This window comes from Shewanella sp. Isolate11, assembly GCF_022398315.1.
Taxonomy (GTDB): Bacteria; Pseudomonadota; Gammaproteobacteria; order Enterobacterales; family Shewanellaceae; genus Shewanella.
Genome location: NZ_JAKEVF010000002.1, coordinates 740,234 through 762,566, shown reverse-complemented (window position 1 = coordinate 762,566; position 22,333 = coordinate 740,234). Strand labels below are relative to the sequence as shown.

24 protein-coding genes are annotated in these 22,333 nt (G+C 43.3%); 15 read left to right on the top strand and 9 right to left on the bottom strand.

All coding sequences use genetic code 11. From position 1 onward, the window contains the following. Nucleotides 1–263: 263 nt before the first annotated feature. From infA to aat, 3 genes are all read right to left on the bottom strand, one after another. On the bottom strand, nucleotides 264–482 hold the full coding sequence (gene infA / locus L1D21_RS08585; protein WP_011865366.1) for a translation initiation factor IF-1: 219 nt from the start codon (nucleotides 480–482) through the stop codon (nucleotides 264–266). A gap of 129 nt (nucleotides 483–611) precedes the next feature. Continuing rightward, nucleotides 612–1,316: an arginyltransferase gene (locus L1D21_RS08580; RefSeq protein WP_239844817.1), complete on the bottom strand. Its 705-nt coding sequence runs from the start codon at nucleotides 1,314–1,316 to the stop codon at nucleotides 612–614. Next, entirely contained in the window at nucleotides 1,306–2,016 is a 711-nt protein-coding gene (gene aat, locus L1D21_RS08575) for a leucyl/phenylalanyl-tRNA--protein transferase (RefSeq protein ID WP_239844816.1), read from the bottom strand. Before aat ends, L1D21_RS08580 begins: the two co-directional genes overlap by 11 nt. A 52-nt stretch (nucleotides 2,017–2,068) precedes the next feature. Between aat and L1D21_RS08570 the strand changes: the two genes are divergently transcribed. Continuing rightward, on the top strand, nucleotides 2,069–2,560 hold the full coding sequence (locus tag L1D21_RS08570) for a glycine zipper 2TM domain-containing protein (RefSeq protein ID WP_239844815.1): 492 nt from the start codon (nucleotides 2,069–2,071) through the stop codon (nucleotides 2,558–2,560). Between the two features lie 126 nt (nucleotides 2,561–2,686). Here the strand turns inward: L1D21_RS08570 and L1D21_RS08565 are convergent, their stop codons facing one another. Further along, entirely contained in the window at nucleotides 2,687–3,043 is a 357-nt protein-coding gene (locus L1D21_RS08565) for a hypothetical protein (RefSeq protein ID WP_239844814.1), read from the bottom strand. A gap of 200 nt (nucleotides 3,044–3,243) precedes the next feature. Between L1D21_RS08565 and L1D21_RS08560 the strand changes: the two genes are divergently transcribed. Next, nucleotides 3,244–3,996: a Nif3-like dinuclear metal center hexameric protein gene (locus L1D21_RS08560; protein ID WP_239844813.1), complete on the top strand. Its 753-nt coding sequence runs from the start codon at nucleotides 3,244–3,246 to the stop codon at nucleotides 3,994–3,996. A gap of 103 nt (nucleotides 3,997–4,099) precedes the next feature. Here the strand turns inward: L1D21_RS08560 and metG are convergent, their stop codons facing one another. After that, entirely contained in the window at nucleotides 4,100–6,133 is a 2,034-nt protein-coding gene (gene metG / locus L1D21_RS08555) for a methionine--tRNA ligase (RefSeq protein WP_239844812.1), read from the bottom strand. A 160-nt stretch (nucleotides 6,134–6,293) separates the two neighbouring features. Here metG and apbC point away from each other — a divergent pair, with 160 nt between their 5' ends. Genes apbC through L1D21_RS08510 form a run of 9 tightly spaced genes read left to right on the top strand, consistent with a single transcriptional unit; the run spans nucleotide 6,294 to nucleotide 13,224 of the window. Further along, nucleotides 6,294–7,406 carry an iron-sulfur cluster carrier protein ApbC gene (gene apbC, locus L1D21_RS08550; protein WP_239844811.1) on the top strand — a complete coding sequence of 371 codons (1,113 nt, stop codon included), beginning with the start codon at nucleotides 6,294–6,296 and terminating at the stop codon, nucleotides 7,404–7,406. Nucleotides 7,407–7,415: 9 nt separating this feature from the next. Next, the gene (gene udk / locus L1D21_RS08545) at nucleotides 7,416–8,051 is read left to right on the top strand and encodes a uridine kinase (protein WP_239844810.1); all 636 of its coding nucleotides are present in this window, start codon (nucleotides 7,416–7,418) and stop codon (nucleotides 8,049–8,051) included. Between the two features lie 40 nt (nucleotides 8,052–8,091). Next, nucleotides 8,092–8,676: a dCTP deaminase gene (dcd, locus tag L1D21_RS08540; RefSeq protein ID WP_239844809.1), complete on the top strand. Its 585-nt coding sequence runs from the start codon at nucleotides 8,092–8,094 to the stop codon at nucleotides 8,674–8,676. Beyond that, complete coding sequence (gene pabC / locus L1D21_RS08535) at nucleotides 8,676–9,509, top strand: aminodeoxychorismate lyase (RefSeq protein WP_239844808.1); 834 nt, start codon at nucleotides 8,676–8,678, stop codon at nucleotides 9,507–9,509. The genes dcd and pabC overlap by 1 nt, the downstream gene beginning before the upstream one ends. Next, complete coding sequence (mltG, locus tag L1D21_RS08530) at nucleotides 9,506–10,513, top strand: endolytic transglycosylase MltG (RefSeq protein ID WP_239844807.1); 1,008 nt, start codon at nucleotides 9,506–9,508, stop codon at nucleotides 10,511–10,513. The genes pabC and mltG overlap by 4 nt, the downstream gene beginning before the upstream one ends. Continuing rightward, on the top strand, nucleotides 10,510–11,139 hold the full coding sequence (gene tmk, locus L1D21_RS08525; protein ID WP_239844806.1) for a dTMP kinase: 630 nt from the start codon (nucleotides 10,510–10,512) through the stop codon (nucleotides 11,137–11,139). Before mltG ends, tmk begins: the two co-directional genes overlap by 4 nt. 2 nt (nucleotides 11,140–11,141) lie before the next feature. Then, nucleotides 11,142–12,059: a DNA polymerase III subunit delta' gene (gene holB, locus L1D21_RS08520; RefSeq protein WP_239844805.1), complete on the top strand. Its 918-nt coding sequence runs from the start codon at nucleotides 11,142–11,144 to the stop codon at nucleotides 12,057–12,059. A gap of 6 nt (nucleotides 12,060–12,065) precedes the next feature. After that, complete coding sequence (locus L1D21_RS08515) at nucleotides 12,066–12,392, top strand: PilZ domain-containing protein (RefSeq protein ID WP_239844804.1); 327 nt, start codon at nucleotides 12,066–12,068, stop codon at nucleotides 12,390–12,392. Between the two features lie 43 nt (nucleotides 12,393–12,435). Next, nucleotides 12,436–13,224, top strand: a complete 789-nt coding sequence (locus L1D21_RS08510; protein WP_239844803.1) for a YchF/TatD family DNA exonuclease — start codon at nucleotides 12,436–12,438, stop codon at nucleotides 13,222–13,224. A 520-nt stretch (nucleotides 13,225–13,744) separates the two neighbouring features. On the opposite strand, the gene rsmF is transcribed toward L1D21_RS08510, so the two are convergent. Beyond that, entirely contained in the window at nucleotides 13,745–15,175 is a 1,431-nt protein-coding gene (gene rsmF, locus L1D21_RS08505) for a 16S rRNA (cytosine(1407)-C(5))-methyltransferase RsmF (RefSeq protein WP_239844802.1), read from the bottom strand. Nucleotides 15,176–15,265: 90 nt separating this feature from the next. Here rsmF and L1D21_RS08500 point away from each other — a divergent pair, with 90 nt between their 5' ends. Continuing rightward, nucleotides 15,266–16,492 (top strand): nucleoside recognition domain-containing protein, encoded by a 1,227-nt coding sequence (locus tag L1D21_RS08500; protein ID WP_239844801.1) that lies wholly within the window; start codon nucleotides 15,266–15,268, stop codon nucleotides 16,490–16,492. 117 nt (nucleotides 16,493–16,609) lie between these two features. On the opposite strand, the gene L1D21_RS08495 is transcribed toward L1D21_RS08500, so the two are convergent. Then, on the bottom strand, nucleotides 16,610–16,981 hold the full coding sequence (locus tag L1D21_RS08495) for a diacylglycerol kinase (protein WP_239844800.1): 372 nt from the start codon (nucleotides 16,979–16,981) through the stop codon (nucleotides 16,610–16,612). A gap of 133 nt (nucleotides 16,982–17,114) precedes the next feature. On the opposite strand from L1D21_RS08495, the gene L1D21_RS08490 reads away from it, so the two are divergent. Together L1D21_RS08490 and L1D21_RS08485 are read left to right on the top strand one after the other, a co-directional pair. Continuing rightward, entirely contained in the window at nucleotides 17,115–18,035 is a 921-nt protein-coding gene (locus tag L1D21_RS08490) for a DNA ligase (protein ID WP_239844799.1), read from the top strand. 629 nt (nucleotides 18,036–18,664) lie between these two features. After that, the gene (locus L1D21_RS08485) at nucleotides 18,665–19,138 is read left to right on the top strand and encodes a low molecular weight protein-tyrosine-phosphatase (protein ID WP_239844798.1); all 474 of its coding nucleotides are present in this window, start codon (nucleotides 18,665–18,667) and stop codon (nucleotides 19,136–19,138) included. A gap of 69 nt (nucleotides 19,139–19,207) precedes the next feature. Here the strand turns inward: L1D21_RS08485 and ylqF are convergent, their stop codons facing one another. Then, nucleotides 19,208–20,149, bottom strand: coding sequence for a ribosome biogenesis GTPase YlqF (gene ylqF, locus L1D21_RS08480; protein ID WP_239844797.1), 942 nt, complete (start codon nucleotides 20,147–20,149; stop codon nucleotides 19,208–19,210). 107 nt (nucleotides 20,150–20,256) lie between these two features. Then, complete coding sequence (locus tag L1D21_RS08475) at nucleotides 20,257–21,096, bottom strand: 2OG-Fe(II) oxygenase family protein (protein WP_239844796.1); 840 nt, start codon at nucleotides 21,094–21,096, stop codon at nucleotides 20,257–20,259. Nucleotides 21,097–21,384: 288 nt separating this feature from the next. Between L1D21_RS08475 and L1D21_RS08470 the strand changes: the two genes are divergently transcribed. Continuing rightward, nucleotides 21,385–22,332, top strand: coding sequence for a bifunctional methionine sulfoxide reductase B/A protein (locus L1D21_RS08470; RefSeq protein WP_239844945.1), 948 nt, complete (start codon nucleotides 21,385–21,387; stop codon nucleotides 22,330–22,332). The last annotated feature ends 1 nt before the right edge of the window (nucleotide 22,333 follow it).

Sequence of the window (22,333 nt, the reverse complement as noted above, 5' to 3'; positions counted from 1 at the left end):
TACCAATCTCAGTAATTATCTGATCGTTCTTGCTAGTTAAAATCGCCGATAACCGTGTTGTAAATTTTGTTATTAGAATAACTAGTGACTGCAATTTACGCCTTGTTCTCGACAATTTTTCCTGCGCCCTTTTCTGTTACAAACGGGCTGATCACTCATTTACTTTGATTGGTATTACTTGGGGTATCTTTTTCAATTAGATTTTTCAGAGTACAAAAAAACCGGCATTGGCCGGTTTTTTATTTAAATCGTTAGCTAACTCTTTAGCGTGAACGGAAGACGATGCGCCCTTTGCTCAAATCATAAGGGGTCAGCTGAACTGTGACCTTGTCACCCGTAAGAATACGGATGTAGTTTTTACGCATTTTGCCTGAGATATGGGCGATTACTACGTGACCATTCTCTAGCTCTACTCGAAACATTGTATTTGGCAAGGTTTCAAGAATAGTGCCTTGCATCTCAATGTTGTCTTCTTTCGCCATTAATCAGTTATCCTGTTAGCCTTCAAATATTAAAAACGGGCGTATCATGCCGCAAAACGGCCGTGCTGTAAAGAGGGATGTCGTGATAGCGCACTAAGGAGATGTGTTCGTAATCGCTATTTGTTTAGCTTATTCGCTCTGTTGCCAGCCTTGCTGGGTAAGAATTTGGTAAGGCTGGTAATTGGTTTTGTAATTCATTTTTCTAGACTCGTTTATTTGATAGCCTAAATAAACAAATTCTTTTGCCAATAGTTTCGCAATACGGCATTGGATTAAGATCATTAAGCTACCCATGGAGCGCTTGTGTTCCTCGGGTGCAAAAAAACTGTAAATAGCCGATAGGCTATTGGGTAGCATGTCGGTTACCGCGACACCAATTAATCTACCATTTTCTCTCAGTTCAATCAGTTGTGGTTTAAGCCAGTTGCAATGGAGAAAATGATCATATTGTTGTCGAGAGGGTGGATACATTGGGCCGTCATAATGTCGTTTGGCAATATACTCTTGGTAAAGCTGGTAATGTTCATCTGTGGTGCTATTCACAATTGACCAACTAAGGTCTCTGTTGTTTTTTAGCGTGCGTTTTTGTCGCCTGGAAGGGATAAAGTCTTTAACCGGAATTCTGATGGGCTGACAGGCACTGCACATAGGGCAATGGGGTTTATACAAGGTATCGCCGCTACGACGAAACCCCAATGAGATCAACTGCTCATACAGTTCGACGTTAAGGATGTTTTCTTGCAGCACCAGCAACTGTTCATTTTGCTCTGGTAGATAACTACAGGCAAACGTGTTGGTCATGCCTACTTGAATGGTGTCTGATTTAGAGTTCAAGGAAAACCTCGTTGCAATGCCAAGTGTCACTTGCCACTTCGATATCTCTAAAGCGTTTTAGCAGGTTAATAAAATCACTACGTTTTAGTGCTTTTGCGCCGAGAGATTCAAGGTGCGGATTCATTACTTGGGCATCGATAAGCCTGAACTTGTGATTCAGTAGATGTTGATGCAACATCATCATTGCGGCTTTAGAGGCGTTGGTTTTGTAATGAAACATGGATTCACCACAAAATACTTGGCCCACGGCAATACCATAGAGTCCCCCGACAAGCTGTTCATTTTCCCAAACCTCAATGGAGTGTGCTTTACCTTGCCTATGCAGGGCTTTATAGGCGTGTTGGATTTCAGCAGTGATCCAAGTACCTTCTTTGCCTTGACGGCTTTGAGCACAACTTTCTATCACCCGATTAAATGCGCGATTGACACTGAAACGCCATTGAGACTTGTTAATGTGACGCTTTAGGCTGCGGCTAATTTTCATGGTGCCGGGGACAAAAACGGCACGGGGATCGGGAGACCACCAGAGTATAGGGTCATTCTCATTAAACCAAGGGAAAATACCGTCGTAATATGCGCTTAATAATCGCTTGGGATGAAGATCACCGCCAATAGCCAATAGTCCGTTTGGATCGGTGAGGGCATACTCTGGTGAAGGAAACTTCGCCAATTCATTATTTAAGTAGGACAGTGAGTTCACAATTGAGTAAAATTAGTTGATAGCCTCTTTATAAGTTAGCGGAAAAATAGCTATGTTGAAACCTAGAGTCCACTTCTTTCGCTTTATCAGTCTGATTTTTGTTGCCAGCTGTTTTGCAGGTATTCCATCTGTAGTCAATGCCGCTTATGAGCGTAATAAGGCTGTACCTGTTGAAAAAGTTGTTTATGGCTATGTGAATTCGGTGCGTAATATTAGTCAAAGTCAGCTGGTTGAAGATCAACACCGTGGCTGGAAGATGTTTGGCGGTGCGCTACTCGGTGGTGTGATTGGCCATCAGTTCGGTGGTGGTAGTGGTCGAGATGTAGCAACCGTTTTAGGGGCATTGCTTGGTGCCGGCGCGGGTAGTCATTATAGCCGAGATTATCTGCAGCAACTCAAATTGGTTGAACTATTGATCACCTTCGATAGTGGCGAACAAGTGATGGTGTTACAAGATTTCGATCCCGCTATGGTGTTTAATACTGGAGATCAAGTGCGTGTGATTTATTTAAAGGGCAGCGTTAGAGTCGACCTTGCGATGTAATACCAATCAATATAAAGATGTGTCGCTGAATAGATCGCTTTCTTAGACTGATTGGTATAATCGAGCTGCCATAAACAGATAACAAAAAAGGAGCCGAGGCTCCTTTTTTGTTATGGATTGTAGAGATTAGAATCCGCGAGGAAGCTGACCTTTACCTGCTAATTTAGCGCGCCAAAGTTCTTTTGGCGTCATACCAGAACCGCTTTTCGCTGCTGGTTTAGCCGCAGCTTTCTTCGGTGCAGCTTTGGCTGGTGCTTTTTTAGCTGCAGGCGCTTTCTTTTCTGCAGGCTGCTTTTCAGTAGTCGCTGCTACAGTGCCGCCTTGCTCAGCTAACATAGCCTCAATCTCGCTAAAACGAAGAGATTTACCGCCATCGATTTTGTACCAACTACCTTTTTGCTCGATAGTTACCGTTTTCCCTTGCGCCTTTGTTAGTGCAGATTCTAACGCGCTAATTACCTCTTCTTTAGTCAAATTTGACATAGTTTTAACCTATTTATTTTTAATGTGTAATTGAAGGTTTGCACTAATTTTATAGTTTAAAGGGTAAAAAAGTCCAATTTTCACCGAATTTCGGCCTATTTCTATGAAGTAATTGCCAATTTTGGCTACACTAGCGCAATATTTATTGCTCATCATTGGCATTTTAATGTCTGGTAATTAAGGGATTTTTAGGAGTCGCCATGAATCGCTCAGATTTAACGCAATATCTCGCTGAGTTTTTGCAAGTATCAAATTATAAAGATTACGCCCCTAACGGCTTACAAGTGCAAGGTTGCGATCAAATCAACACCATAGTGACAGGGGTTACAGCATGCCAGGCACTGATTGACAGAGCTGTGGAGCTTAATGCTGATGCCTTATTGGTACATCATGGTTTTTTCTGGAAAGGTGAGACAGCAGTGCTCACCGGCATGAAATATCAGCGGATCAAATCATTGATAAATAATGACATCAACCTTTACGGTTATCATCTGCCTCTCGATGGACATCTAATGCTTGGCAATAACGCTGAACTTGCGCGAAAGCTTGGTCTTATCGATGCGGAAGCTGTTGCATCTTCCCCTCAAGCATTGGTGTGGCAAGGTCATTTAGATGCTCCTATGTCTGTGGATGACTTTAATGCCTTATTGGTTAAAGTGCTGGGACGTAAAGCACTGCATATTGGCAGTAACGATAAGCCCATTCATCATTTAGCTTGGTGTAGTGGTGGGGCTCAAGATTATATCGATATTGCTGCAGAACTTGGTGCAGATGCCTTTATAAGTGGTGAAGTTTCTGAGCGTACTTTCCATAGCGCTGTTGAGCAAAATATTCATTATTTTGCCGCAGGCCATCATGCGACAGAGCGATTTGGTATTCAGGCATTGGGTGAGCATTTAGTCGAGAAGTTTGGTGTGACTCACCATTTTGTTGATATCGACAATCCGGTTTAACGCTATATCAATCGATTGATATAACATAGCTAGTATCAAATGATAGATAACAAAAAGGCCCTTAAAGGGCCTTTTTCGTTTAATGAATTAATTAACGGTTAAGTTATTTAACTCGCATACCTGGTTGAGCACCTTCGTGAGGCTCTAAGATCCACAAATCTTTTTTGCCTGGACCTGCAGCGAGCACCATGCCTTCGGACATACCAAAACGCATCTTACGTGGTGCTAAGTTGGCCACCATCACAGTGAGTTTACCTTCAAGATCTTCTGGCGCATAAGCTGATTTGATGCCTGCGAAAACCTGTTTAGTTTCACCACCTAAATCTAATTGTAGTTTAAGTAACTTGTTGGCCTCGGGGACGTGCTCAGCCTTGGCGATACGTGCGATACGTAAATCGAGTTTAGCGAAATCATCGAAGCTGATCTCTTCACTGATAGGATCGAGTTCGAGTTGGCTTTGAGCTTGCTCTGATGGTGTTTCTGTCACTTGTAAGTTTTCGGTTGAAGCTTCGATGATCGCTTCGATATTCTTCATTTCAACGCGTTGCATCAATGCTTTGAATTGAGCGATTTCATGGCCAGATAAATCGAGAGCTAAATCATCCCAAGTCAGAGTGAGTTGTAGGAAGGCTTCAACATCTTTCGCAAGCTGAGGCAGTACTGGCTTAAGGTAAGTGACTAAGATACGGAACAAGTTAAGGGCATTACTGCACACTTGATGCGCTTCTTCTTGTGTCTCTTCTTGTTTAACCAGTTGCCAAGGTGCGGCATCGGCGACATAGGCGTTAGCAATATCGGCTAGCGCCATAATTTCACGCATCGCCTTACCAAATTCACGGGTTTCGTAAAATTCAGCAATGGTCTCTTGCTTAGCAAGGAAGGTTTCTGCTAATGATGAACCCTTAACTTTCGCCAATTTGCCATCGAAACGTTTGCTGATAAAACCTGCTGTACGAGAAGCAAGGTTAACCAGTTTGCCGACTAAGTCTGAATTAACACGTTGAGCGAAATCTTCAAGGTTCAAATCTAAGTCATCGATACGGCTACTGAGTTTAGCGGCGTAATAATAACGTAGGTATTCTGGGTTTAAGTTATCTAGATAGGTACGAGCTTTAATGAAGGTACCTTTCGATTTAGACATCTTGGCGCCATTAACGGTGACATAACCATGAGCATAGACACTGTTCGGCTTACGGAAACCGGCGCCTTCGAGCATGGCTGGCCAGAACAGACTGTGGAAGTAGACAATATCTTTACCGATGAAATGATACACTTCGGCAGTGGAGTCTTTAGCCCAGAAATCGTCAAAATTCAGATCATCACGCTTATCACATAGGTTTTTAAATGAACCCATGTAACCGATGGGTGCATCTAGCCACACATAGAAAAACTTACCCGGAGCATCTGGGATCTCGAAGCCAAAGTAGGGGGCATCACGAGTGATATCCCACTGTTGTAGTCCCTGTTCGAACCACTCGCCGAGTTTATTAGCCATCTCTTGTTGCAGTGAACCTGAACGGGTCCACTCTTTGAGCATATCTTCAAAAGCGGGAAGGTCGAAGAAGAAGTGCTCGGTATCTTTCATTATCGGCGTCGCACCCGATACAGCCGATTTAGGGTCGATAAGTTCTGTCGGGCTATAGGTTGCGCCGCAACTATCACAGTTGTCACCGTACTGATCCGCTGACTTACATTTAGGGCAAGTGCCTTTAACGAAACGATCAGGTAGGAACATCGACTTTTCTGGGTCGAATAACTGAGAAATGGTTTTCGACTTGATATAGCCGCCATCCCGAAGTTTGAGGTAAATTTCGCTCGCAAGTTGACGGTTTTCTTCACTGTGAGTGCTATGGAAATTGTCGAATTCAATATTAAAGTCAGCGAAGTCTTGTTGGTGCTCAGTTTGTACTTGGGCAATCATCTGCTCTGGTTCGATGCCAAGTTGCTGTGCCTTTAACATAATGGGCGTGCCGTGGGCATCGTCGGCGCAGATATAATGACATTCGTGACCACGAAGTTTTTGAAAACGTGCCCAAATATCGGTTTGGATATATTCTAGCATGTGGCCTAAATGGATAGGTCCATTAGCGTATGGTAGTGCGCTGGTCACGAGAATTTTACGTTGTGAAGTTGCCATCTTGTCTCAAAATCAGTTAAGTGCCCAAAAAGAATGGCATAGATACTAACCGATCATCGCAAAAGTTTCATTAAAAGCTGCTTTAACTGAGCTAAATCTAGCCGAATGCTGTTAGAATTTCTGATACACTTAGCCAAATTAATTTTTAGGGGTAGTCGTTTTGTCTTCAGCTTCTCAGAATTATCATCTTAGCGATGATCTTCTCGGGCCGGTTTTGGCCATTTTAGATGCATATCAAGATCCATATTTACATCAAGGTTTAGTCTCGGCAGGCTGTGTGACTAAGTTGGATATTGAAGGTAAGCGATTACAACTTGGGTTGTGTTATCCCTATCCTTGTCAGAGTCAATATCGCGATACGGTTATGGCGATCACTCATAAACTTGCTGTACTCGATGAAATTGATGAAGTCGAATGTGAGATTGATTTTCAGGCCGCAACGATTTCATCTGGGGCTGTTGAGCCACTTCCTAACATCAAGCAAGTGATCGCTGTTTCATCTGGTAAGGGGGGAGTTGGTAAATCAACCACTTCGGTCAATTTAGCCTTAGCCTTAGCGGCGGAAGGTGCAAAAGTGGGCATATTAGATGCCGATATCTACGGCCCATCAATCCCTATCATGTTAGGTGTACCTGACTTTAATCCGGTTTCTCCAGATGGCAAAATGATGACCGCTGCAAAAGCCCACGGCATTAGCGCACAATCTATCGGCTTTATGCTTGGCGGTGATGAAGCGGCAGTATGGCGTGGTCCAATGGCGGCTGGCGCCTTGGCACAATTGCTTAACGAAACTCTCTGGCCTGAGCTGGATTACCTCATTATTGATATGCCTCCAGGAACGGGTGACATTCAGCTGACCCTTTCACAAAAAGTGCCTGTGAGCGGTGCCGTGATTGTCACTACGCCACAAGATATTGCTCTTGCCGATGCTAAGAAAGGCATCAGCATGTTCCAAAAAGTGAATATTCCAGTACTGGGTATCGTCGAGAATATGAGCTTTCATCTGTGCAGCGAATGCGGTCATAAAGAGCATCCCTTTGGACAAGATGGCGGCGCAAAAATTGCTGAACGCTACCAGGTGCCGTTACTGGGGCAATTGCCACTTAAGCTCAATATTCGTGAGGATGTCGATAACGGCACTCCTACAGTGGTTGCAGATCCTGAAGGTCCAGTATCTCAGCTTTATCTTGCTATTGCGCGTAAAGTCGGTGCGCAACTAGCCTTAACTCAAACACAAAGTGCAGTTTCAATTTCAATTTCAGATGATGAGTAAGGGTTAAGCATGAAATCGCAATGTGTGATTATTGGTATTGCTGGCGCGTCTGCTTCAGGTAAGAGTTTAATTGCTAAAACTATTTACGAAGAGTTATGTCGTGATTTGGGCACGGACCAAATCGCGGTCATAGCCGAAGATGCGTATTACAAAGATCAGAGCCATCTGTCGATGGAACAGAGGGTGTTGACCAATTATGATCACCCCAAAGCCCTTGATCATCCGCTATTGTGTGAACATCTCGATGCGCTAAAAAATGGCCAAGCGGTTGAAATTCCACAGTACAGTTATACCGAACACACTCGTTTGGCTGAGACGGAAACCCTGACACCTAAGAAGGTGATTATTCTCGAAGGGATCTTGTTGCTGACGGATCCTAGGCTAAGAGAAATAATGGATGCCAGCGTGTTTATGGATACGCCTTTAGATATCTGTTTTATGCGTCGTTTATCTCGCGATGTTGCAGAGCGGGGCAGAACCATGGAGTCGGTGATGCAGCAATATACCCAAACGGTGAGGCCGATGTTCCTGCAATTTATCGACCCATCAAAACAGTACGCTGATATTATCGTACCTCGTGGTGGTAAAAATCGAATTGCAACGGACATCTTAAAAGCCAGAATTCAGCACCTATTAGTCAAATAATTTAGCCGGATAAGAAATTTATTTTAGGAGTTAAATTGAGATGCGTTTGACCGATTTAGAGATTGAAGCATGTTTAGATGACGGCACTATTGTTATTGAGCCGCGTCCCGCAGCCGATGCCATCAGTGGTGTAAGTGTGGATGTTAAGCTAGGTGATCAGTTTCGCGTATTTCAAGACCATACGGCTCCTTTTATTGATTTAAGCGGCCCCAGCGCAGAAGTACAAGCGGCACTCGATAGAGTGATGAGCGATAAAATTGTGATTGCCGAAGGGGAAGCTTTCTTCCTGCATCCAGGGGAACTCGCCTTGGCGGTAACCCATGAAAATGTCACTTTACCATCGGATATAGTTGGCTGGCTCGATGGGCGTTCTTCGTTGGCCAGATTAGGCCTTATGGTGCATGTTACTGCTCATCGAATCGATCCGGGTTGGCAGGGTAAAATTGTATTGGAATTTTACAATAGCGGTAAATTACCGCTGGCACTGCGTCCGATGATGACCATAGGGGCATTAAACTTCGAACGTTTAAATTCGCCAGTGGCTCGTCCCTATAATAAACGTGCCAGCGCCAAATACCGTGACCAGCAAGAAGCGGTTGCTAGCCGGATAAGTCAGGACAGCTAATGTCTATAGATGTTTGGGTTAACGGCATTGCACAAGATAGCGTCTCTGCATTCGATAGAGGGTTAGCGTACGGAGATGGTCTGTTTGCGACAATGCGCTGCTCGAAACAGGGCGTGTTATTTCTCGATGTGCACTTAGCGCGTTTGGCCCAAAGTGCTCAACGTCTTGGCATAGAGTGGCAGCCGAGTTCGGAACTTTTAGGGTTAATTCAGCAGGTGGCTGAGCGTTACGTTGCCGACGGTGGCCATGATGGCTGCATTAAGCTGTTGCTGAGCCGTGGTGTAGGGGGCCGTGGTTACTTGCCGCCAAATGATGCATTAATAACAGAAGTGTTGTCGGTGCATGACATACCTGCTCATTATCGAGACTGGCAAGCTCAAGGGATTACGCTGCAAAGTAATCCTGTGCAGCTTAGTCGTCAGCCTCGCCTTGCTGGGATGAAGCACCTAAATCGTTTAGAGCAAGTATTGCTCCGCTCAGAACCTCTTAATCAAGATTTTGATGATTGGCTGGTACTTGATTGCCAGGGTAACCTAGTTGAATCTTCGATGGCGAATATCTTCTTTATCAAAGGTAAAACGGTCGTGACGCCAGCACAGAGCCATTCAGGTGTTGCCGGTGTGATGCGTGAACAACTTTTTTATTATTTGATTGAGTCAGGCTTTAATTTAGAGTGCCGCGATATTGCCTACGCTGAATTGACTCAATTTGAACAGGCCTTGATCTCCAACAGTTTGTTTGGTGTGGTAGCGATTAAGCGTATTGATCAAATCCAATATGCAATGAGTGATATCTCAAGGAAAATACAAACGGATTTAAGTTTATCTTTATGAAAAAACCATTAGTCAATTTGCTGGGGGCGATGCTAACGCTATTAACCTTAGCCGGGGTAGGCCTGTTATGGGGCTATCAAACGGTGATAAGTTACAGTCAATCACCGCTAAAGATCAGCACAACACAAGAGTTCGAGGTTAAACGCGGTAGTTCCTTTATACAGATGGCCAATGGGCTAGTTCAGCGCGGCGTACTAGATGATGTTTGGAAGCTAAAGCTATTAGTGAAACTCAAGCCTGAGTTAGCGCATATTCGTTCAGGTTTATATCAAATTACTCCAGAAGACACGGTAAGTAGTTTACTCGATAAATTGAATCAAGGCCGTGAGATGGTGTTCGCCGTGACGCTCATCGAAGGGCAGACAATTAAAGAGTGGCGGCAAGTTCTGCAGCAATTACCCAGACTTAAATGGCAGGATGATGTATTTAATCAGGTGCTCACCCAGCACGGTGATACATCGGGTTTACCAGAAGGCAAGTTTTATCCAGATACTTACCATTATGTAGCCGGCGATGACATTAAAGTTATCGTTGAGCAAAGCTATCTGAAAATGCAAACCGAGTTAGATAAGGCTTGGCAAGGTCGAGATAAAAACATTCCACTTACCTCGCCTTATGAGTTATTGATTATGGCATCGATTATCGAGAAAGAGACAGGACAAGCGAGCGAGCGTCCTTGGATCTCGGCGGTGTTTACTAATCGGCTTCGAAAAAATATGCGCCTTCAAACAGATCCTACGGTGATTTATGGCATGGGCGATAACTATCAAGGTAATATTACCCGTAAAGATTTATTGAAAAAAACGCCCTACAATACCTATCGTATCAATGGCTTAACCCCTACACCAATAGCTGCGCCAAGTGGAGCGTCTTTGGCGGCGGCTGCACATCCTGCCGAGGTAGATTACCTTTACTTTGTGTCTAAAAATGATGGTAGCCATACATTTTCAAAAACATTAACAGAGCACAATCGTGCCGTAGATAAATATCAGAGAAATCGATGAGTCAACCCAGCGCAAAATTTATCGTTATTGAGGGATTAGAGGGAGCCGGTAAATCGAGTGCCATCGCTTTGGTTCGAGATTTTATTGAAAAGCAGATAGGGCAGGCTCCTATATGTACCCGCGAGCCTGGTGGTACGCCGCTAGCAGAGAAGATTCGTGACCTCGTTAAAATTGCTGAACCAAGCGATCCCTTATGTGACGAAGCGGAATGTTTGTTGATTTATGCCGCAAGAGCGCAGCTGGTGGCTAATGTCATTAAGCCTGCGTTAAAAACTGGAAGTTGGGTGCTAGGAGATAGACACGATTTATCTTCCTTAGCCTATCAAGGCGGTGGACGTGATTTGATGCCGCTAGTGGCAACTGTGAGTGCCGCTACGCTTAAAGGTTTCAAACCTGATCTGACACTCTATCTCGATATTGACCCTGTGCAGGGCTTGCAACGTGCGGCTAAACGCGGCGCATTAGACAGGATCGAGCAACAGGATATCAGTTTCTTCCAGCGAGCTCGTGCAACTTATCTCAGCCTTGCCGAACAAGATGATTCAATCTTTGTTATTGATGCTAGCCAAGAGATGGCTGATGTTCATCAAGCCATTTTGACTGTGCTGCAACAGCAAGGCTGGTGAAAATGAATGTGATCCCTTGGCATCAAGCTGTGATTGCCCAATTTAGTCAACAGCTAAATAGTGGATTACAGGGCCATGCTTATCTTGTTGGGATGCACCAAGGCTATGGTGGAATTGAACTAACGCAAACCTTAGCGAAATTGGCATTGTGTTTAAGCCCCGAAAGCACTGGCGCTTGTGGTCAATGTAAACCTTGTCAGCTTTTCGCTGCAGGCAGTCACCCCGATTTTTATGTAGTTGAGGCGGACGGTAATCAAATCAAGGTCGATCAAATACGTGAATTGTGCCAAAGCTTGACTGCAACGGCTCAGCAGGGCGGTAAACGGGTTGCCATTATCTATCATGCTGAGCGGTTAAATACCGCGGCAGCCAACGCGCTGTTAAAAACGTTGGAAGAACCAGGTAAAGATACCTTGTTGTTATTGCAAACGGATACCCCTGGACGCCTAGTAGCGACCATAAGTAGCCGTTGTCAGCGGTTACATTTCAAGTTGCCCAACATTGCAGAAATTCAGCAATGGCTACAACAGCATCATCAATTATCTGCCGATGTCACTTGGTGTTTACCTGTTATGGGGGGCCCAACTGAGTTATTATCGGCATTACAATCAGAACGTTACGCCGATTTAATTCATCTTAGAAAACAGTGGGTACAAAGTTTGTCGTCTGGACACCTCTGTGCTAGTTTATCTAATATAGATCAAAAGCAAGTTTCTGATGCGCTTAAAGTTTTGTATCTTGTCTTACGACAAAAACTCATTAAGCAGAAAAGTGCCGATGCATTAATTAACGCTAAGATAAGTGACTTTGCAGCTAAAGTTATGACAACGTATCACGAATTGAGTATGATGCCGAATATGAATTATATGGCTATATTTCAATCGTTTATCTTAGAATATCAGTCGCTAAATAAAAGTTAAAAATACATGGTCGATATTGTAGTTAATTTTGATACATTACATCAGCTGTATCGCGCTTATATGCCGTTTATCCAGCCGGCAGGGCTATTTGTTACCACCTCAGAAACACATTATTTAGGGCAAGAGTTGTCTATTGCTTACCAGCTTCCAGGCTCAACCGTAAAGCATGAGTTTCTAGGCGTAGTGGTGTGGATTAACCCTTTAGGTGCCTCTGGTGGTAGACCTGCTGGAATAGGTGTCAAAATTGTTTCCGATGCCTCGACACATAAGCACCATATTGAAAACCTGCTTTCGCGGGAACTGGCCTCCAGTGATTTGACCTGTACCATGTAGCTAGGTATGCTTTGCCTCTTTTGTTGCCTACTTGGATATTTGCGTGTTAATCGATTCACATTGCCATCTTGATCGTCTTAAAGCCGCTCCCGATCATGCCTCTCTTCAACATTTGTTATCTCAAGCTAAGTCTCGAGGGGTCGACTATTTTCTTTGCGTTAATGTGCGCCAAAAAGGCTTTACGTCGATGCAGCAGAAAATGGCAGAATTTGAGCAAGTGTTTTTGTCAGCGGGTGTGCACCCTTTAGATGTGCAAGAAGGTCTGGATACCCAAGAGTTATATCAATACATTCAAGACCCTAAAGTGATTGCTATTGGTGAGACCGGCTTAGATTATTTCTATGCCGATGAAACTAAGGCACTACAACAATCTTGTTTTGAGCAGCAGATTGCGTTGGCTGTCGACGTTGATAAACCCCTGATTGTACATACTCGTGATGCACGAGAAGACACTATCGCATTATTGAAAGCGGGAAATGCAGATAAAGTAGGCGGTGTATTGCATTGCTTTACTGAAAACTGGGAGATGGCCAAGGCTGCCATTGATCTTGGTTTTTATATTTCGGTTTCAGGCATTGTGACCTTTAAAAATGCAGGCGAATTACGCACTGTTATCCGCAAAGTACCAAAAGACAGGTTACTGGTTGAAACCGACGCCCCTTATTTAGCGCCTGTTCCTCATCGGGGCCAAGAAAACCAACCTGCCTATGTACGCGATGTGGCTGAATTTGTGGCAGAACTGCGTGGGGAATCTTTAGAGTCGTTGGCCCAATCTACCACTGATAACTTTTTCAATCTGTTTAAAGATGCTGCCAAATTGGTTGGGCGATAAATGCTAGCTTGGAGCTAGTGTGTGCTTAAAGTCAGTTAACAAGCATGTGAGCAGCTCTTACACTGATTGGTATTACTCATTTATATCAACAACTGGACAAAAAAAGACCCAAAACTATTCCAATTGTTCTGGGTCTAGGGGAATGGCTCTTTGCAGAGCCGTGCGCTACTGTTTGAGAACCCCTCTCTCAATTCGTTCTCAGGCCTTAAATTGTAGTCGAGCTAAAAAAAAACACCTCAATAGAATAAAAAATAACCAGTATAAATTTTCATAAAAAACCGATTTTATATGAGTAATTTGTTTATTGGATCTTATCAATGCAACTGGCAACCTTGGATAATTCAAACCACTCTTAGCCATGTTTTGTTCTTTAACTTCGCTTAAAACTCAATGAAATAGTTACATTTATGATAATTGGCTTTCTTTGTCCAGCCACTAAAATACTGCACAGCTTCGATAAAGTACTTTATCGATATCTCGCAAACTAAAGTCATTTTTGATTCAGAGCTTCGTCGAGCGATTAAAGTTTGCTGCTGGATGCAGCGATTTTATCTTTGACCAGCTCTCTGGGTAGGCTGTTTTTCAGCTTGTTTCCTAAGTGTTTTACTAATCCCAAATTGACATCTTGATAGCAGACGATTTTTTCGCCTTGAGGCTTAGTTTTGCTCGCTAACATGATGTCGCGGCCCATCAAGAAATCGCTGGCCTGTTGTTCATCGAGTGCGATGCTATCTTCTACGTTGGCTAGTGCTGTGATGGCCTCGTGTCGAACTTTAAAACCTTTTTTAAGTCCGTCAGCAACTTTAATTCCGAGCCGTTGGAAGCGAATTTTACCGATCAAAGGCAAAATATTGTCAGGGAACAGCCAATACTCATCATCACGCTGCATTAAACAGCCGTATTGCTTTAGCTCGATATTGAAGCTGGAAAAGTATTCTTGTAAGGCTTGAGATTGCTTGTTACTGACAGCTGTAAAAGGAAAGTTCTTTTGCGCTTTAGGCTCAGGTTTAGCTCGCTCTACAGAGGCAGTTTTGGTTATTTTGGCAACGAAGAAACCTTCGCTATCGTAAATTTGCGGCCATACATGCAAGAAACCTTCAGGGGTACAGGCTTTATCGGCATCGGTAAATAGTTTATTTAACGGCACAAATTCGACGGCGTTAGGGTAGCGCTGTTTAAGGTACTGACACACGGATTGATTTTCTGTTTGGTTTAAGGTGCAGGTTGAATAAACCAGGCTGCCGCCAGGCTTGAGAGCGAGAAACGCCGATTCAATTAAGTCCTTCTGTGTCGCAGCAATTGCTTCTATCTCAGAAAAATCCCAGTGCTTCAGAGCATCGGGATCTTTTCGTACTGTACCTTCTCCGCTGCAGGGCGCATCCAGCAAAATAGCATCGAAAGTTTCATATAGGTATTCACCAAAAACCCTTGCATCGAAGTGAGTTAGGGCGCAGTTTTTCACTCCCATACGTAGCACGTTTGCATGCAGTACTTTGACCCGGCTCGATGAGTATTCATTGGCAACCAATAAGCCTTGATTATGCATCATCGCTGCGAGTTGGGTGGTTTTTGATCCCGGCGCCGATGCCATATCAAGTAGTGTCAGTTCATTTGCCTTGTCTATAACCTCAGGAAAAAGCGCATGAGGAGGCAACATCGAGCTGGCTTCTTGAATATAAAACAAACCCTGAATGTGCTCTATGGTGTTACCTAGTTGAATATCTTCAGCAGCTGTGACCCAAAAGCCATCTTGGCACCAGGGGATAGCCTCGAAGTGCCAACCTTTGGCTTGCATCAATCGGACAAAGGTTGTGCTAGCTATTTTAAGGGTGTTTACCCTAATAGAAGGTCTTAATGGCTTGGCGCTATAGGCGATAAAATCGTCCATCGATAAATGGGCGGGCATATCTTTGGCTATGCTATTGATAAAATTTTGATTTAGTTGAACCATAGGAGAGTAAAACAGGATATTGTTACATAGGAGTATATCACATAGCTGCGAGTGCTTATGTGAATAAACCTCTGGTTGAAAGGAGTTTTTGTGCTTAATCGCATTTGGTTAATTTTCTTTGTGGCGGCATTGTTGGCGATCGGTGTTTCACTCGTGCAAGGCGAGTGGCAAGTGTTGTCGACAGCTGTAGAAGCGTTATTTGCCAGCGCTAAATTAGCAGCAGAAATCGCATTAGGTTTGATTGGTGTTTTAGCCCTATGGATGGGCTTAATGCGGGTAGGGGAGAAAGCCGGTGTAGTGGGGGCTATTGCTTACCTGTTTGAGCCGCTTTTGAGACGATTAATGCCAGAAGTCCCCAGAGGTCACCCCGCTTTTGGTAGTGTCACCATGAATTTAACTGCCAATATTTTAGGGCTAGATAATGCGGCTACGCCTTTGGGGTTAAAGGCGATGCAGGACCTACAATCTCTGAACCCAACCAAGTCGGTTGCAACCAATGCTCAAATTTTATTCCTTGTGCTTAATACTTCTTCGGTTACCTTAGTTCCTGTTACCGTGTTTCTTTATCGTGCTCAGCAAGGTGCGGCGGCACCTGCTGATATATTTTTACCTATTTTACTGGCGACAACGGCATCGACTTTGGTTGGTGTACTTGTAGTTGCTGTTTTTCAGCGCCTGTCTCTGTTCAATTCGGTGATAATGGCTTACGCCGCAGTTATTTTTGGTGGTATCGCTGCCTTGGTATTCTACTTAGGCACCTTGAGCGCTAGTGCCATTGGCTCACTATCTACGGCGCTGGGTAATGGCATTTTATTGTTACTGATATTCAGTTTCATTTTAGTCGCAGGCATGCGTAAGGTGGCTGTTTATGATGAGTTTGTCTCGGGTGCGAAAGAAGGGTTTGAGCAGGCCATAAAACTGATCCCCTATTTGTTAGCCATGTTGCTTGCCATTGCGCTGCTGCGAGCATCTGGGGCGCTTGATTATCTATTGCACTTGATTGCCATCATTGTGAATACAGTAGGTGGTGATACTCGATTTATTGATGCCTTGCCTACGGCATTGATGAAGCCTTTTAGCGGTTCGGGAGCAAGAGCCATGATGTTAGAAACTATGCAACATTATGGCGTCGATTCTTTTGCCGGACGATTGGCCGCGATAGTGCAGGGAAGTACAGAAACCACTTTTTATGTATTAGCTGTATATTTTGGAGCGGTAGGGATCAGAAATGGTCGCCATGCCTTGGTGTGTGGCTTAACCGCAGATTTTGCTGGAATATGTGCCGCTATTGGTGTGTGTTATTGGTTTTATGGTTAATGGGCTAATTTTAATAACCTCGCTCAACTGACGGAGCGAAGTTATTAATATTTGGTCTAATTTATCTTTAGTATTCATTGCAAACCAATGAAAGCCAAAATACTTACTAGGTTATTTTTAGAAGAATATCGGCCAAATAATCATTAGCCAGGTAAGGCCACATAGCGTTAAGCTGATAAATACTGCTGCTGAAGCGATATCCTTTGCTTGACCACTTAAAGGGTGTATTTCATCGCCTATTCTATCGACAACCGCTTCGATTGCAGAATTGAGTAACTCAACGATCAAGACGATGAGTACTGTCATAATGAGCAAAATCCGCTCAACATTACTGACATCGAGCAGCACCGCTATGGGGAGCATGATTAAAGCCAGCACAAGTTCTTGTCTGAAAGCGGCTTCTGATTGCCAAGCTTGCTTTAGTCCCTGCATGGAAAAGCCAGTTGCGCGAAATACGCGTTTAATACCGTGATTATTTTCCGGTTTCATAAATTTCCATTCTTATCGTTATTAGTTGAATAATGCTTAAAAAGCTGCGCAATTATAGCAGCCAAGTAACACGGTTAACAATTTGAACTAAACTGGTATCAGCGAAGATACATTAGAGCTCAAGGAGGAGCTTATGAAATTACATTTCAATGGGATAACCGCTCTCTGGTCAAATTTCGATTCTATTCATCGTCGTTGGCCTAATTGGTTGAAGTACGGCTTAATCATGTTTAGTCTCAACATCAATGTAATTGGTGCTGAAGAAGCCAGTAGCCAAACAAGTCCTCAACTTCATTTACAACATGCCGGCGCGATAAAACCGCAATTTCCGATAACCGAATATTTGGTAAGCGAGAAGCTTGATGGCGTTCGTGGTCATTGGGATGGTGAACAGATGTTTACTCGAACCGGTAACCTGATTAATTTGCCTTCATGGTTTACACAAAATTTTCCTAAACAAGCGTTAGACGGTGAATTGTGGATAGGTAGAGGAGAATTTGATGCTATCTCGGCATTAATTCGAACAAGTAAAGCACCACAACAGAGCTGGAGGCAGGTCAAGTTTATGGTGTTTGATTTCCCTGATATCGCTAAACCTTTCGCTGAGCGTTATCAATTTGCCAGCGAGCATTTCGATGAAGTTTCACCCTACTTAATGGTTATTCCTCAGCAAGCGTTCCAAGATCAGCTGCAGTTAGATCAGCATCTAGATGCCATTGTCGCATCAGGAGGTGAAGGGTTGATGCTGCATCGAAAAACAGCCATGTATCGTGAGGGACGTAATAATGATTTGGTTAAACTCAAACGCTATCAGGATGCAGAAGCGGTTGTAATCGCTCATTATCCCGGTAAAGGCAAGTTTGCAGGCATGTTGGGCGCGCTAGAAGTTAAGACCCCAACAGGTATCCGTTTTCGACTCGGTACTGGTTTTAACAACCAACAGCGCAGGCAACCTCCAGCCATCGGTAGTGTTGTAACCTACAAGTATTATGGTCTAACTAAATCGGGGATACCCAGGTTTGCTAGCTTTATACGAGAGCGCCCGCCTTTATAATCTTTATCATATTTAGTGCGCGATTAAGTGCGTAGCAAGTGAAGTTATCGTGATTAATCGTTTGATGTAAAAAACTGCATAAGATCAACTTATCAGTGTTTTAGTCTTTTTTGTGGGGTTATTGTTTTATTGGAAATAGTGAAATTAATTCAGTTAACAAAAGTTAATGAAAAATAGCTTGAACCTAGCCTCCTAAAGGAGCAGTCTGAAAGTGTCAAGTGGTTAATTCACAATTAAAGGGTAAAAATATGAAATCACAATATCAAACAGAAGCGTTAAGCGAAGTGACAACTAAAATCGGATTAGCACTATTCTTTACTTTTTGTATTATTGCACCATTTAGCGACCTTGCGGATATCCTTATTCATCTGTAATTGAGGATGGAACTGTTCAAATAAAGCTAGTATTTACAATACAAACAATAATATAAAGCATACTCACTTCTACACTAGCTTTTTGGCCATTATGAATGATGTTGATTGATAACCATCAATAATGGCCTCATGTTAGCACTCGTTCTGATGAGTTCAATTCATTATCGGTAATTTGGCCAAGCTGTTTTTTATATTCCTATCAGTGGTAGACTTTATAGTTACCCCCAGTAGTCTATGTCTGAGTGATTATCCAATATGAGCACTGTTAATTCTATCTTGTTTGTTTGCCTTGGTAATATTTGTCGTTCACCGACAGCCGAGGCGGTATTTAAAGCAAAAGCCAAGAAGCGGGGCATTCAAGTGCAATCAGACTCGGCCGGCACAATGGCTTATCACCAAGGTAGTTCCAGTGATAAGCGAGTTAGGGTAGCAGGTGAGCGACGTGGCTATGATTTTTCAGGGATTATCGCTAGAGGTATCGAGGATAAAGATTTTGCTGATTTCGATCTTATCTTGGCGGCCGATAATCAAAATTTACAGGATTTACGTAGTCGCTGTCCGCTTGAGTTTCAGCATAAATTAGCTTTAATACTGTCGTTTGCTGATGCCGATTATAGTGAGGTACCGGATCCTTATTATGGTGGTGAGCAGGGCTTTGAGCTGGTATTGGATTTATTAGAGATAAGTTGTGACAATCTACTCGATAAACTGTCAGCATCAGTACGTTAAAAGTGCCTCATAAAAAAAACGAGCATTGAATGCTCGCTTTTATCAGCTTTGTTATCTGAAATACGCCAACTAGTTGTTATGTCGAACACCAGAACGCTTAATTCTTTCCTCTTCTAGCTTCTGCTGTTTCAGCGCTTCTTTTTCTGCCAATACCCGAGCCACTTCGGCTTTTTCAGCTTCAGCCATTTCGGGTGTTTCCAAGGATAATAAGCCAATTTTTCCTGAGCGATATTCATGTAACAGTAATTCAGAGGCTTTATGCAAATCGATGCGTCCGCCTGGTCTTAATGCCCCGCGCTTACGTCCAATGGCTTCTAACAGGCCAATATCGTCTTTGGGTAATGTTTTTAATTTATATCGCTCAGCTATCTCGTCAGGGTAAGCCGCTAAGAAATATTCTGCAGCAAACATGGCCACATCTTCATATTCCATCGCGGTATCTTTAATGGCTCCGGTAACAGCGAGGCGATAACTACTGGCCTCGTTATCTACTTTTGGCCATAAAATACCTGGGGTGTCTGACAGCACGATGCCGTTTTTCAGGTTGATACGTTGTTGTCTTTTAGTCACTGCTGGTTCGTTACCGGTTTTTGCGATGACCTTACCGGCAAGAATATTGATGATGGTCGATTTCCCCACATTGGGGATCCCCATGATCATGGTGCGAATATCTTTTTCACTGGCTTCTCTATTAGGAACTAGCTTACGACACAGATCGGGGACCTTTCGAACTTGCGCCGCCTGCAGTGTTGTAACTGCCATAGCTTTAACGCCTTGTTCTTGCTCTAAATAGTCAATCCACAATTGGGTGGTTACGGGATCAGCGAGATCAGATTTGTTGAGCAATTTAATACAGGGTCTATCGCCACGCAGTGTTTTCACCATTGGGTTTTCACTACTGAAGGGAATACGAGCATCGAGCACCTCGATCACGAGATCGATCTGAGGCATCACCTCTTCAATCTCTTTACGTGCCTTGTGCATGTGACCGGGATACCACTGAATTGCCATCTTGATTCTCTTTATCTACTAACGGTTATAAGACGGGGATTTTACCTTGAAATAGCATAAAAATCACAAATATAAAGCGCCATTAGGCGCTTTATTCACTTCCAGTTTTATATTAGCCCAAGTTCTCGCAGTCTTTCCATTAGATAACTATCTGCGGTATAACGCTCAGATAGTACTACCTCAGGTTTAGGATGAAGAAACAATGGTAAAGAGATACGCGAACGGCTTCTATCGGCACCTTCTGGGTTGATTACTCTGTGGGTCGTTGATGGGAAGTAACCCGCAGAGGCTTCCTGTAGCATATCGCCAGTATTGATAATGATGTTACCGAAATCACTAGGTACATCCAGCCATTCACCTTGTTTGCTCTTAACTTGTAGACCTGGCTCGTTAGCGGCCGGAAGCACTGTTAACAGGTTAATATCTTCATGAGCTGCGGCTCTGATCGCGCCAAGCTCTTCATCTCCTGATAAAGGAGGATAATGTAATATTCGTAGTAAGGTTTTTTGGCTGTCTTCAATCATTTTAGGCAATGCCATCGAATAGTTGGCAGCAATATCCTCAGGTGTATATGCTTCAACCCAACTGAGCAATTCTGCCGCTAGCGCGTTGGCTTGATGATAATATTTTAAAATGTTTTCTCTTAACGCATCTGGAATCCGACCCCAAGGGTAAACGTGGTAATACTCTTTAATATCTTTAACACTGTTTCCTTTTGCCGTTTCAGAAACTTCGGCGGGAAAGAAACCATCATGAGTTTCGGCTTTAAATAAGAAAGCCTGTTTTGCATCACTATTAAAGAAGTCCTGCCATTGAGCGTAAATGGTCTCCACCAACTCTTGCTCTATAGGATGGTTACTCAATACGCCAAACCCCGTATTACGTAGGGAGTCGACAAATTGTTTTGCGCCGTCTTGTGCGCGGTAATCGATAGTGGCTAATTGCATAAATTCTTTTGTTGTTATTAAACCCCGACAGCAGTGTAGCGTTGACTCTAATGATCAGCAAATAAGTGTGACTAAAATCACCTTATCACTGTTCTTACAAAGAGTTACATGATTGCGAGGTTGCTATTAGGTTTTGTTTTTCAACAGTTTGATTGCAAACAATGGTTGGAAAAATATAAGTGAGAAATATCTGAGTTCATTACTGAGTCTTTTATCTGTTAACCTTGGTATATTAGGAAAGTGAATTTAGCCTGTGAAGAAAAAATTGCAGGGGATGAGTGGTTAGGTATGCGTAAATTAACTGAATTTGAGCAATACGTGATTGAACAGAAGGGAACAGAGCGTCCCTTTAGCGGCGATTATTATCATTGGGATGCTGAAGGGGTTTACCATTGTAAACGTTGTGATGCGCCACTTTATTTGTCTGAGCATAAATTTAACGCTCATTGTGGTTGGCCAGCATTTGATGATGAAATTAAAGGCGCTGTAAAGCGGATTCCTGATAGTGATGGTCAACGTATTGAGATTGTATGTCAGCATTGTGATGCTCATCTTGGACATGTGTTTGAAGGCGAATACTTAACTGATAAAAACATCCGGCACTGTGTAAATTCAGTTTCTATGATTTTTAAACCACTAGAGCAATCAGTGGCAGTATCATCAGAACAACAACCGCAACAATCGCAACAACAATTTTCCTATGCCACTTTAGGTGGTGGTTGCTTCTGGTGTTTAGAGGCGATTTTTAGTCAGTTAAACGGTGTGCATTCTGTGCAATCAGGCTACAGTGGTGGCAGCGAGCAAGATGCGAATTACAAGGCGGTTTGTAGCGCTAGTACCGGGCATGCTGAGGTGGTGCAGATTGAATTTGATAGCGAAATAATTAGTTATGAAACCTTGTTAAGGGTGTTTTTTAGCAGTCATGATCCCACCACGTTAAATCGACAAGGAAACGATGTCGGCCCACAATACCGTTCGGTTATTTTTGCTCACGATACGCAGCAAATTGATATTGCATCCTTGATGATCCAGCAGCTAACAGAGCAACAGCTATATCCTACACCAATAGTGACAGAGTTAGTTGCACTTGAGCAATTTTATCCAGCGGAGACATATCATGATGACTACTTTGCTAATAATGCGCAGCAGCCTTATTGTCAGGTTGTCGTTAAGCCTAAACTGGATAAATTTAAAGCTTTATTTAAAGAACATTTGCAAACTGATAGGTATGAGTGAT